Consider the following 13,498-nt stretch of genomic DNA (forward strand, 5'->3'; position numbering starts at 1 on the left):
GCGAGTAATCGCGCTGTGTCCGTTTCACACCTTGTCCCATCGGGTTCTCCATTTATTGGGGGGAAAGGTGTAAACCATATTCAGGACGGGACATGGCCAACAAAAAGGGCTCCTTGAAGGAGCCCTTTTCAATCACGGATGACGAGTTACTCTTCGTCGAAGCTACCGGCTGCGTTCAGCAGATCCGCCAGGTTCTGCTCCGCTTCATCAGCGGTCACCTGCGGGGTACCAACAGCACGAGCTGCGGCAGCACGCTGGTTGATCCGGCTGTGGTGGTAGGCAAAGCCGGTACCAGCCGGGATCAGACGACCCACGATGACGTTCTCTTTCAGACCACGCAGTTCATCACGCTTGCCACCTACGGCGGCTTCGGTCAGAACGCGAGTGGTTTCCTGGAAGGAAGCCGCGGAGATGAAGGACTCGGTGCTCAGAGATGCCTTGGTAATACCCATCAGTACATGACGGTAGGTCGCAGGGGTCTTGCCCTCGGCAACCAGCTTACGGTTGGCAATCTTCACACGAGCCACTTCAACCTGTTCGCCTTCGATCAGATCGGTATCGCCAGCGCTCAGGATCTCGCACTTGCGCAGCATCTGACGAACGATGACTTCGATGTGCTTGTCGTTGATCTTAACGCCTTGCAGACGGTAAACGTCCTGCACTTCGTTGGCGATGTAGTTGGCGACCGGGCTGATACCGCGCAGACGCAGGATGTCGTGAGCAGACTCAGGACCGTCCGCCAGCACTTCACCCTTCTCAACTTTTTCACCTTCGAACACGTTCAGGTTACGCCACTTCGGAATCATCTCTTCGTAGACGTTGCCACCATCGGTCGGGGTGATGACCAGACGGCGTTTGCCCTTGGTCTCTTTCCCGAAGGAGATGGTACCGGAGATCTCGGCCAGAATTGCCGGTTCCTTCGGTTGACGTGCTTCGAACAGATCCGCAACGCGCGGCAGACCACCGGTGATGTCCTTGGTACCGCCGGACTCTTGCGGGATACGCGCTACCGCGTCACCCACACCCACGTTGGCACCATCTTCAAGGTTCACGATCGCCTTGCCCGGCAGGAAGTACTGGGCGGCTACATCGGTACCCGGGATCATCACGTCTTTGCCGTTCAGGTCGACCAGTTTAACGGTCGGACGCATCTCTTTACCGGCGCTCGGACGCTCGTTGACATCCAGTACGACGATAGAAGAGAGACCGGTCAGCTCGTCGGTCTGACGAGTGATGGTCACACCATCGATCATGTGTTCGAACTGCAGGCGACCTGCCACTTCGGTGATGATCGGGTGGGTGTGCGGATCCCAGTTGGCAACGGTCTCGCCAGCGCTCACGGCCTGGCCATCCTTCACTTCCAGCACGGAACCGTAAGGCAGCTTGTGGCTTTCCTTGGTACGGCCCATGTCGTCCATGATGGTCAGTTCGGTAGAACGTGAGGTGATAACCAGTTTGTCATCGCTGTTGTGAACGAACTTGGCGTTCTGCAGCTTGATGGTACCTGTGTTCTTGACCTGGATGCTGCTTTCAGCAGCGGCACGAGATGCAGCACCACCGATGTGGAAAGTACGCATCGTCAGCTGGGTACCCGGTTCACCGATGGACTGGGCGGCGATAACACCGACAGCCTCACCCTTGTTAACCAGGTGACCACGGGCCAGATCACGGCCGTAGCAGTGAGCACAGTTACCGAAGTCGGTTTCACAGGTGATGGCAGAACGTACCTTCACACGGTCAACGGAGTTACGCTCCAGCAGGTCACACAGCTGCTCGTCGAGCAGGGTGTTGCGAGCGACCAGGATCTCGTCCTCGGTACCCGGCTTGATGACATCTTCTGCCACCACACGACCCAGCACGCGCTCACGCAGCGGCTCGACCACGTCGCCACCCTCGATCAGCGGAGTCATCCACAGACCGTCGGTAGTGCCGCAATCGTCCTCGGTGATCACCATGTCCTGCGCCACGTCTACCAGACGACGAGTCAGGTAACCGGAGTTCGCAGTCTTCAGTGCGGTATCCGCCAGACCCTTACGAGCACCGTGGGTAGAGATAAAGTACTGCAGTACGTTCAGACCTTCGCGGAAGTTCGCGATGATCGGGGTCTCGATGATGGAGCCATCCGGCTTGGCCATCAGGCCACGCATACCGGCCAGCTGACGGATCTGGGCGGCGGAACCACGCGCACCAGAGTCGGCCATCATAAAGATGCTGTTGAACGAGGCCTGCTCTTCTTCTTCACCCAGCGAGTTGACGTTACGCTCTTTGGACAAGTTCTCCATCATGGCCTTGGAGACGCGCTCGTTGGCGCTGGCCCAGATATCGATAACCTTGTTGTAACGCTCGCCCGCAGTCACCAGACCTGACAGGAACTGGTCCTGGATCTCGGCAACTTCGGCTTCGGCTGCCGCGATGATGTCTTTCTTGGCATCCGGGATGACCATGTCATCGATACCAACGGAAGCACCGGACAGGGCCGCGTAGTGGAAACCGGTATACATCAGCTGGTCAGCGAAGATAACGGTGTCCTTCAGGCCCTGCTTGCGATAGCAGGTATTCAGCAGACGGGAGATGAGCTTTTTGCCCAGCGCCTTGTTGGATACGCACTTGATCCAGTTCTGCGGATTGGCATCCAGATCAGCCTGTTCTGCAGCAGTCAGCACCTTCGGCTCGTCGATCAGGGCGTATTCCATGCCTTTCGGCAGGATCAGGCTCAGGATCGCACGACCAACGGTGGTGTTCTTCATCTCGGTGTGTTCACGCAGAGAACCGTCTTCCTGACGCAGGTATTCGGTAATGCGTACTTTCACACGAGCATGCAGATCGGCCAGACCGGCGCGATATACTTTCTCGGCTTCTTTCGGGCCGGCCAGCACCATACCTTCGCCTTTGGCGTTGATACGGGCACGGGTCATGTAGTACAGACCCAAGACCACGTCCTGAGAAGGAACGATGATCGGCTCACCGGAGGCAGGCGACAGGATGTTGTTGGTAGACATCATCAGCGCACGCGCTTCCAGCTGGGCTTCCAGGGTCAGCGGTACGTGGACCGCCATCTGGTCACCATCGAAGTCCGCGTTATACGCAGCACAAACCAGCGGGTGCAGCTGGATTGCCTTGCCTTCGACCAGAGTCGGTTCGAATGCCTGGATACCCAGACGGTGCAGAGTCGGTGCACGGTTCAGCAGAACCGGGTGTTCGCGGATCACTTCGTCCAGGATATCCCAAACGACAGCTTCCTCGCGCTCCACCATCTTCTTGGCGGCCTTGATAGTGGTCGCCAGACCGCGGGTTTCCAGCTTGCCATAGATGAACGGCTTGAACAGTTCCAGCGCCATCTTCTTCGGCAGACCGCACTGATGCAGACGCAGAGTCGGGCCTACGGTGATAACGGAACGACCGGAGTAGTCGACACGCTTACCGAGCAGGTTCTGACGGAAACGACCCTGCTTACCCTTGATCATATCGGCCAGGGATTTCAGCGGGCGCTTGTTGGAACCGGTGATGGCACGACCGCGACGGCCGTTATCCAGCAGCGCATCGACGGACTCTTGCAGCATACGCTTTTCGTTGCGCACGATGATGTCCGGAGCAGCCAGATCCAGCAGACGCTTCAAGCGGTTGTTACGGTTGATCACGCGACGGTACAGATCGTTCAGATCGGAAGTCGCGAAACGGCCGCCGTCCAGCGGTACCAGCGGACGCAGGTCCGGCGGCAGCACAGGCAGCACTGTCATGATCATCCACTCCGGCTTGTTGCCGGACTGCAGGAAAGCTTCCATCAGCTTCAGACGCTTGGTGGTCTTCTTGCGCTTGGTCTCGGAGTTGGTTTGATCCAGCTCCTCACGCATGGTTTTGACTTCACCTTCCAGATCGATAGCGCGCAGCAATGCCAGGATTGCTTCGGCACCCATCTTGGCGTCAAATTCGTCGCCCCACTCTTCCAGCGCATCCAGGTACTGCTCTTCAGAGAGCATCTGGCTGCGTTCGAGGTTGGTCATGCCCGGCTCGATTACGACGAAAGATTCGAAGTAGAGCACGCGCTCGATGTCGCGCAGGGTCATGTCCAGCAGCAGACCGATACGGGACGGCAGGGACTTCAGGAACCAGATGTGGGCAGTCGGGCTGGCAAGCTCGATGTGGCCCATACGCTCACGACGGACCTTGGTCTGGGTCACTTCAACGCCGCACTTCTCACAGATCACACCACGGTGTTTCAGGCGCTTGTACTTGCCGCACAGACACTCGTAGTCCTTCACCGGTCCGAAGATACGGGCGCAGAACAGACCATCACGCTCCGGCTTGAAAGTCCGGTAGTTGATGGTCTCAGGCTTTTTGACCTCACCGAATGACCAGGAGCGGATCATGTCAGGAGAGGCCAGACCGATCTTGATACTGTCAAACTCTTCGGTCTTGGTCTGAGCCTTCAAAAACTTGAGTAAGTCTTTCACGTGTTTCCCCTGTCAGGAGTCTAACCTCGGCGCCCCGGCTGCCAAAACAGCGGGGCGCCCACGTCAATTCTCGAACAATAAGAGCGAGCTCTTACTCTTCGTCCAGCTCGATGTTGATACCCAGAGAGCGGATTTCCTTCAGCAATACGTTGAAGGATTCGGGCATGCCCGGCTCCATACGGTGGTCGCCATCCACGATGTTCTTATACATCTTGGTACGGCCATTCACATCGTCAGACTTGACGGTCAGCATTTCCTGCAGGGTATATGCCGCACCGTAAGCCTCCAGGGCCCACACTTCCATCTCACCGAAACGCTGACCACCGAACTGAGCCTTACCACCCAGCGGCTGCTGGGTAACCAGGCTGTAAGAACCGGTAGAACGCGCGTGCATCTTGTCGTCGACCAAGTGGTTCAGCTTGAGCATGTACATGTAACCAACGGTTACTTTACGCTCGAAGCGGTTACCGGTACGGCCATCGAACAGATCAATCTGACCGGACTCCGGCAGATCGGCCAGCTTCAGCAGGGCTTTGATTTCGCGCTCTTTGGCACCATCAAACACTGGAGTAGCAACCGGCAGACCCTTACGCAGGTTACCCACCAGGGTACGTACGTCGTCGTCAGACAGTTCGGCGATGTTCACTTGCTGGGTGTCCTTCTCGCCTAGGTCATAGACCTGTTGCAGGAAGTTGCGCATCTCGTGCAGCTCGCGCTGCTCTTTGACCATGCGATCGATCTTCTCGCCGATACCCTTGGCCGCAAGGCCCAGGTGCACTTCGAGGATCTGACCGATGTTCATACGGGATGGTACGCCCAACGGGTTCAGTACGATGTCGACCGGACGGCCGAACTCGTCATGAGGCATATCCTCGACCGGACAGATCTTGGAGATAACACCCTTGTTACCGTGACGGCCCGCCATCTTGTCACCCGGCTGGATGCGACGCTTGACTGCCAGATAAACCTTGACGATTTTCAGTACGCCCGGCGCCAGATCATCACCCTGGATAATCTTGCGACGCTTGTTCTCGAATTTCTTGTCGAACTCGGCTTTCAGCTCAACGTGCTGTTCAGCGATCTGTTCCAGTTCGGTCTGCTTGCCTTCGTCTTCGATGGCCAGTTCAAACCACTTGGAGCGATCGAGCTTGTTCAGACGATCTTCGCTGTAACCGGCGGCCAGCAGCAGGTTGCGGGAGCGGCCGAAAATGCCGTCTTCCAGGATCTTGAACTCTTCGGTCAAGTCCTTCTTCGCTTCCTTCAGCTGCATCTCTTCGATTTCTTTGGCGCGCTTGTCTTTTTCCACGCCATCGCGGGTAAAGACTTGCACGTCAACCACGGTACCGTACACACCGTTCGGTACACGCAGGGAGGAGTCCTTCACATCGGACGCCTTCTCACCGAAGATGGCGCGCAGCAGCTTCTCTTCCGGCGTCAGCTGGGTTTCACCTTTCGGGGTTACCTTACCGACCAGAATGTCGCCGCCCTTCACTTCGGCACCCACGTAGACGATACCGGACTCGTCCAGCTTGGACAGAGCGGCTTCACCCACGTTCGGGATGTCAGCAGTGATCTCTTCCGGACCCAGCTTGGTGTCACGGGAGATACAGGCCAGTTCCTGGATATGGATGGTGGTCAGGCGATCTTCCTGAACAACACGCTCGTTCACCAGGATCGAGTCTTCGAAGTTGTAACCGTTCCACGGCATGAACGCGACGCGCATGTTCTGACCCAGCGCCAGTTCACCCAGATCGGTGGACGGGCCGTCAGCCAGTACGTCGCCAGCCATGACCGGCTCACCCAACATCACGCAAGGACGCTGGTTGATACAGGTGTTCTGGTTGGAACGGGTGTATTTGGTCAGGTTGTAGATGTCGATACCGGCTTCGCCTGGCATCAGCTCATCTTCATTGACCTTCAGGACGATACGGGAGGCATCGACATAGTCGATTACGCCGCCACGCTTGGCCACTACGGTTACACCGGAGTCAACGGCCACAGCGCGTTCCATACCGGTACCTACCAGCGGCTTGTCAGCACGCAGAGTCGGTACAGCCTGACGTTGCATGTTTGAACCCATCAATGCGCGGTTCGCGTCATCGTGTTCCAGGAACGGGATCAGAGCTGCTGCCACAGATACGATCTGCTGCGGGCTCACGTCCATATACTGGATCTGGTCGGCGTTCATAAAGGTGGATTCACCTTTGTGACGGCACGGGATCAATTCATCTTTCAGACGGCCATCTTCGGTGGTCGCGGCGTTAGCCTGTGCGATCACGTACTTGCCTTCTTCAATAGCAGACAGGTAGTCCACTTCGTCGGTGATCACACCGTCAATGACCTTGCGGTACGGGGTCTCGAGGAAACCGTACTCGTTGGTACGAGAGTACACGGACAGAGAGTTGATCAGACCGATGTTCGGACCTTCAGGAGTCTCGATGGGGCACAGACGACCGTAGTGAGTCGGGTGTACGTCTCGGACTTCAAAGCCGGCACGCTCACGAGTCAAACCGCCCGGGCCCAGCGCGGAGATACGACGCTTGTGGGTCACTTCGGAGAGCGGGTTGTTCTGGTCCATAAACTGGGACAGCTGGCTGGAACCAAAGAACTCTTTGACTGCGGCGGAGATCGGCTTGGCGTTGATCAGATCCTGCGGCATCAGGGTGTCCAGGTCGCCCAGGGAGAGACGCTCCTTGACCGCACGCTCGACACGCACCAGACCGACGCGGAACTGGTTTTCAGCCATTTCACCGACAGAACGAATACGACGGTTACCCAAGTGGTCGATATCATCCACTTCGTCGTTACCGTTACGGATGTCGATCAGGCGCTTCATCACATCGACGATGTCGTCTTTGGTCAGTACACCTGCGCCAGTCTCGTCTTCACGACCCAGACGGCGGTTGAACTTCATCCGACCTACGGTAGACAGGTCGTAACGCTCGGCGGAGAAGAACAGGTTTTCGAACAGCTGTTCTGCAGCTTCGCGAGTAGGCGGCTCGCCCGGACGCATCATGCGATAGATCTCGACCAGCGCTTCCAAACGGTTGGAGCTGGAGTCGACACGCAGGGTCTCGGACATGTAGGCACCGTGATCCAGTTCGTTGGTGAACAGAACCTCGAAATGCTTGAAGCCGGCTTGGGACAGGTTGGCGATCGCTTCCAGGCTCAGCGCCTGGTTGGCGGTCACGACCATCTCGCCAGTTTGCGGATGTGCGTAGTCCTTGGCAGCAACTTTGCCAACAACATACTCAACCGGTACCTCAATCTGGGTAACGGCGTCTTTTTCCAACTGACGGATGTGACGCGCAGTCACACGACGACCGGTCTCAACCACCACGGCGCCATTGGCCACGATGTCAAAGGTCGCAGTTTCACCACGCAGACGCTCCGGCACCAGATCCATCATCAACTTGCCATCTTTTACTTCAAAACCGATGGTCTCGAAGAAGGTGGCCAGAATTTGTTCGGAAGTGAAGTCCAGGGCGCGCAGAATAATGGATGCTGGCAGTTTGCGACGACGGTCGATACGGACAAACAGGTTGTCTTTCGCATCGAACTCGAAGTCCAGCCAGGAGCCACGGTAGGGGATAACGCGAGCGTTATACAGTACCTTACCGGATGAATGAGTTTTGCCTTTATCGTGGTCGAAGAAGACGCCCGGGCTACGGTGCAGCTGGGAGACGATAACCCGCTCGGTACCATTGATAACAAAGGTGCCGTTCTCGGTCATGAGCGGAATTTCGCCCATGTATACTTCTTGTTCCTTGATGTCTTTGACGGTGCCGGCAGCTGCTTCACGGTCGTACAGAACCATACGAAGCTTGACACGCAGCGGCGCGGAGTAGGTCACTCCACGGATCTGGCATTCTTTTACGTCAAATACCGGCTCACCCAGGCGATAGCTGACATACTGAAGCTCAGCACTACCGGAGTAACTGGTGATCGGGAAAACGCTACGGAAAGCGGCCTCTAGGCCATATTCACCTTCCGGGTCAGCCTCGATGAACTGCTTGAAGGAGTCCAGCTGAATGGACAACAGATAAGGCGTGTCCAGTACCTGGTCTCGCTTACCGAAGTCCTTACGAATGCGTTTTTTTTCGGTATAAGAGTAAACCATAGGGTTCCTCAGCTCGCTGATAAGTGACCCACTCTGTCCCGCGGGACAGCTCTGTCTCAACACCGTTTTGTGTTGGCCCGGACGAAAGAAGACAGTCCGGATTGCTGGTGCACCGAGAGTCGTAAACGGTGTGAAATGCTCTCAGTCTACAGCGCAAAAAGGCTGGTGAACAAAAATTCACCAGCCCTAGCCTGTTTTATCAGGCTAATCTACATAAATGCAGATTATTTGATCTCAACAGAAGCACCGGCAGCTTCCAGCTCTTTCTTCAGAGCTTCAGCTTCGTCCTTGGACACGCCTTCCTTCAGGTTAGCCGGAGCAGCTTCTACCAGATCTTTGGCTTCTTTCAGGCCCAGACCGGTAGCGCCACGAACGGCTTTGATAACGGCAACTTTGTTGGCGCCAGCAGCAGTCAGAACTACGTCGAACTCGGTCTTCTCTTCTACTGCTTCAGCAGCAGCCGGGCCAGCCATTACGGCAGCAGCGGCAGAAACACCGAACTTCTCTTCCATAGCTTCGATCAGCTCAACAACTTCCATTACGGACATGGAAGCAACGGCTTCGATGATTTGGTCTTTAGTGATAGACATGACAAAAATTCCTGATGTTGAATAAACTCAAACAGCCTAAATAGGCGAGAATCAAGCAGCAGCTTGTTTCTGGTCGCGAACAGCAGCGATAGTACGAACCAGCTTGCCAGCAGAGGCTTCTTTCATAGTCGCCATCAACTTCGCAATTGCTTCTTCGTAAGTCGGCAGCGTGGCCAGACGATCAATTTGTGCTGCGGCGATAAACTCACCGTTAAAAGCGCCAGCCTTGATTTCGAACTTTTGGTTCGCTTTGGCAAACTCTTTGAACAGACGAGCAGCAGCGCCCGGGTGTTCGTTAGAGAAAGCAATCAAGGTAGGACCGGTAAATGCGTCGTTCAGGCACTCGTATTCGGTACCTTCTACCGCGCGACGCAGCAGGGTGTTACGCACAACGCGCATGTACACACCGGCTTCACGAGCGGTTTTACGCAGGACGGTCATCTTGTCTACAGTTACACCGCGAGAATCGGCAACAACTGCAGAAAGAGCGCCTTTGGCAGCTTCGTTGACTTCAGCAACAATTGCCTTTTTGTCTTCGAGTCCCAATGCCATTGGCTTAACTCCTGGATTGAATCCGGGTCTATTGACCCAGTACTGACACATCCCCCCTACCTTTACAACAGAGGGGAACGATGCGGTAGCAGGATTCCAGAAGAGAAAGAATCTTTCTCGCTGGGTTTCCGGCACCGTCTACGCAGGAAACATTAAGGCTTTGCAGCCTCCTGCGGTCTTGGACGGAGGTCGAAACCCCCAACCAATCAAGGCGCAAAATTATAGATTAAATTTTGCGCCTTGTAAAACCCATCAATTAGGCCTGAGCTTCCAGAGAAGCTTGGTCTACGGCAACACCGGCACCCATGGTGGTGGAGATGCTGACTTTCTTGATGAATTGACCTTTGGCGGAAGAGGGCTTGCCTTTTTTCAGGGCAACCAGCAGAGCTTCCAAGTTTTCTTTCAGCTGAACTTCGTTGAAAGAAACCTTACCCAGAGTGGTATGGATGATACCATTCTTGTCGTTACGGTAACGAACCTGACCAGCCTTGGCGTTCTTGACAGCTTCGGCAACGTTAGGAGTTACAGTACCAACTTTCGGGTTCGGCATCAGGCCGCGCGGGCCCAGGATTTGACCCAGTTGACCAACAACGCGCATGGCATCCGGGGATGCGATAACTACGTCGAAGTTCATCTCGCCTTTCTTAACCAGATCGGCCAGGTCATCCATACCTACCAGGTCAGCACCGGCAGCTTTAGCTGCTTCGGCGTTGGCACCTTGGGTAAATACGGCAACGCGTACATCACGACCGGTACCGTGCGGCAGTACAGTAGCACCACGTACGTTCTGGTCAGATTTACGAGCGTCGATACCCAGGTTGACAGCAACGTCAACGCTTTCAACGAACTTGGCGGTAGCCAGTTCTTTCAGCAGGGCAATGGCTTCGTTGATGGAGTACTCTTTGGTACCGTCAACTTTTTCGCGAATAACGCGCATACGCTTGGAAAGTTTAGCCATTGTCTTAATCCTCCACTACCAGACCCATGGAACGAGCGGAGCCTGCGATGCAACGTACTTTTGCATCCAGATCGGCACCAGTCATATCCGGCTCTTTGGTCTTGGCGATTTCTTGCAGCTGGGCAACGGTCACCTTACCAACCTTGTCTTTGTTCGGCTTGGAAGAACCAGACTTGATGCCAGCAGCTTTCTTCAGCAGGAAGGAAGCAGGCGGAGTCTTGGTTTCGAAGGTGAAGGAACGGTCGCTGTAAACGGTGATCACGACCGGAGTCGGTGAACCTTTTTCCAGCTTCTCTGTACGAGCGTTGAACGCCTTACAGAATTCCATGATGTTAACACCGTGTTGACCCAGTGCAGGACCAACGGGAGGAGACGGGTTGGCTGCACCAGCAGCAACCTGCAGCTTGATATAAGCTGTGACTTTCTTAGCCATTAGGAAAATACCTCAAAAATGGGTTCTAGCGCCTCGGAGACTTGCTCCTGCAAACGGCTCCCCAACTAATAAAGGGGCAGCGAATTATAGAGATATTCGCTGCCCCTGACAACCGTTAAACGTACAGAATTCAATCAGCCCTTTTCGACCTGACCAAAATCCAGTTCAACAGGAGTAGAACGACCGAAGATCAGAACAGAGACCTTCACGCGGCTCTTCTCATAATCTACCTCTTCAACGGTACCGTTGAAGTCGGCAAACGGACCATCAGCAACCCGCACCATTTCACCCGGTTCAAACAGGGTTTTCGGACGCGGCTTGTCGTGGGCATCCTGCAGACGGTTCAGGATGGCATCGGCCTCTTTGTCGGAGATCGGTGCCGGACGGTCGGAAGTACCGCCGATGAAGCCCATTACACGCGGTACGTTACGCACCAGGTGCCATGTGGTTTCATCCATGATCATCTGGACCAGGACATAACCCGGGAAAAACTTGCGCTCACTCTTGCGCTTCTGGCCAGCACGCATCTCGACCACTTCTTCGGTCGGGACCAGTACTTCACCGAACATGTCTTCCATGCCATGCATCTTGATATGTTCACGCAGGGACTTGGCTACACGGCCTTCATAGCCGGAAAAAGCCTGCACGACATACCATCTCATACGTTGTTCACGTTGTTCAGTCATGGCTTATCCTTACACACCGGTAATCAGGTTGACCAACCAGACCAAGGCACCGTCCAGAACGAACAGCAGCAGCCCCATCACGGCGGTCACCGCCAGCACAATCAGGGTTGTCTGAATGGCTTCCTGACGGGTCGGCCATACGACCTTGCGGACTTCCAGGCGAGACTCACGGGCGAATGCCAGTGTTGCCTTTCCCTTGGTGGTTTGCAGGGCTACTGCACCAGCAGCAGCAATGACAACGACCACACCCAGGGCGCGGACGGCAGCGACAACATCGTTGAGCAGGTAATTACCCACTACAGCGGCCGCCAGGATAATGAAAACCAGGCCCCAAAGCAGGGTATCCTTGCTTCCGCCCTGGCTCTCAGAACTAACACTCATACAACCCACCTGTATCTGACGTAACCAAAGACACAAAAGCCCCGTACGAGACGAGGTATATGGCAGGGGCGGCAGGACTCGAACCCGCAACCATCGGTTTTGGAGACCGCTGTTCTACCAATTCGAACTACGCCCCTACACAAGAAAGCCCCTATTATAGGGGCTTTGCTTTATTTATGTAAGCCAAAGATTAAGCGATTACGCTAGCTACAACACCAGCACCTACGGTACGGCCACCTTCACGGATAGCGAAACGCAGGCCGTCGTCCATCGCGATCGGAGCAATCAGGGTAACAACCATTTTGATGTTGTCGCCCGGCATTACCATCTCTACGCCTTCCGGCAGTTCGATGGTACCGGTCACGTCGGTAGTACGGAAGTAGAACTGCGGACGGTAGCCTTTGAAGAACGGGGTATGACGGCCACCTTCTTCTTTGGACAGTACGTACACTTCAGATTCGAACTTGGTGTGCGGCTTGATAGAACCCGGCTTGGCCAGTACCTGACCACGCTCTACGTCTTCACGCTTAACACCACGCAGCAGCGCGCCGATGTTCTCACCTGCACGACCTTCGTCCAGCAGCTTGCGGAACATTTCAACACCGGTACAGGTGGTAGAAACGGTATCTTTGATACCAACGATTTCTACGGTCTCACCTACTTTAACGATACCGCGCTCTACACGACCGGTAACTACGGTACCACGGCCAGCGATAGAGAATACGTCTTCGATAGGCATCAGGAACGGCTGGTCAATCGCGCGCTCCGGCTCCGGGATGTAGGTATCCAGGTGGCCAGCCAGCTCGATGATCTTCTCTTCCCACTGAGCGTCGCCTTCCAGCGCTTTCAGCGCGGAACCACGAACTACCGGCAGGTCATCACCCGGGAAGTCGTACTCGGTCAGCAGTTCACGAACTTCCATCTCTACCAGTTCGAGCAGCTCTTCGTCATCAACCATGTCACACTTGTTCATGAACACGATCATGTACGGGATACCAACCTGACGACCCAGCAGGATGTGCTCACGAGTCTGCGGCATCGGGCCGTCAGTCGCTGCTACTACCAGGATCGCGCCGTCCATCTGGGCAGCACCGGTGATCATGTTTTTAACGTAGTCGGCGTGACCCGGGCAGTCTACGTGGGCGTAGTGACGGGTAGCGGTGTCGTATTCTACGTGGGAGGTGTTGATGGTGATACCACGCTCACGCTCTTCCGGTGCCTTGTCGATCTGGTCGAAGGCGAAAGCTTTACCACCGAAGTGCTTGGCCAGCACGTTGGTGATAGCTGCAGTCAGGGTGGTTTTACCGTGGTCAACGTGGCCGATGGT

Annotated in this window: 9 protein-coding genes and 1 tRNA gene; all 10 read right to left on the reverse strand. The window is 55.4% G+C overall.

What is annotated here, in order from left to right; translation table 11 throughout:
* Window positions 1-146: 146 nt before the first annotated feature.
* Window positions 147-4,451, reverse strand: coding sequence for a DNA-directed RNA polymerase subunit beta' (gene rpoC / locus AB5Y76_RS12555; protein WP_005339899.1), 4,305 nt, complete (start codon window positions 4,449-4,451; stop codon window positions 147-149).
* A 91-nt stretch (window positions 4,452-4,542) separates the two neighbouring features.
* Complete coding sequence (gene rpoB, locus AB5Y76_RS12560) at window positions 4,543-8,571, reverse strand: DNA-directed RNA polymerase subunit beta (protein WP_005339897.1); 4,029 nt, start codon at window positions 8,569-8,571, stop codon at window positions 4,543-4,545.
* 224 nt (window positions 8,572-8,795) lie between these two features.
* Window positions 8,796-9,161, reverse strand: coding sequence for a 50S ribosomal protein L7/L12 (gene rplL / locus AB5Y76_RS12565; protein ID WP_005306304.1), 366 nt, complete (start codon window positions 9,159-9,161; stop codon window positions 8,796-8,798).
* 51 nt (window positions 9,162-9,212) lie between these two features.
* Window positions 9,213-9,713, reverse strand: a complete 501-nt coding sequence (gene rplJ, locus AB5Y76_RS12570) for a 50S ribosomal protein L10 (protein WP_005339895.1) — start codon at window positions 9,711-9,713, stop codon at window positions 9,213-9,215.
* A gap of 256 nt (window positions 9,714-9,969) precedes the next feature.
* Window positions 9,970-10,671: a 50S ribosomal protein L1 gene (gene rplA, locus AB5Y76_RS12575; protein WP_005339888.1), complete on the reverse strand. Its 702-nt coding sequence runs from the start codon at window positions 10,669-10,671 to the stop codon at window positions 9,970-9,972.
* Between the two features lie 4 nt (window positions 10,672-10,675).
* Complete coding sequence (gene rplK / locus AB5Y76_RS12580) at window positions 10,676-11,104, reverse strand: 50S ribosomal protein L11 (RefSeq protein ID WP_005339887.1); 429 nt, start codon at window positions 11,102-11,104, stop codon at window positions 10,676-10,678.
* A 134-nt stretch (window positions 11,105-11,238) separates the two neighbouring features.
* Entirely contained in the window at window positions 11,239-11,790 is a 552-nt protein-coding gene (gene nusG / locus AB5Y76_RS12585) for a transcription termination/antitermination protein NusG (RefSeq protein ID WP_005306318.1), read from the reverse strand.
* 9 nt (window positions 11,791-11,799) lie between these two features.
* Complete coding sequence (gene secE, locus AB5Y76_RS12590; RefSeq protein ID WP_005306322.1) at window positions 11,800-12,171, reverse strand: preprotein translocase subunit SecE; 372 nt, start codon at window positions 12,169-12,171, stop codon at window positions 11,800-11,802.
* A 60-nt stretch (window positions 12,172-12,231) separates the two neighbouring features.
* Window positions 12,232-12,308 (reverse strand) — tRNA-Trp (locus tag AB5Y76_RS12595).
* A 53-nt stretch (window positions 12,309-12,361) separates the two neighbouring features.
* On the reverse strand, window positions 12,362-13,498 hold a 1,137-nt coding region (tuf, locus tag AB5Y76_RS12600; RefSeq protein ID WP_115523187.1), incomplete at its 5' end, for an elongation factor Tu.

The sequence above is a fragment of the Aeromonas sp. R1-2 genome, assembly GCF_040908505.1.
GTDB lineage: Bacteria > Pseudomonadota > Gammaproteobacteria > Enterobacterales > Aeromonadaceae > Aeromonas > Aeromonas veronii.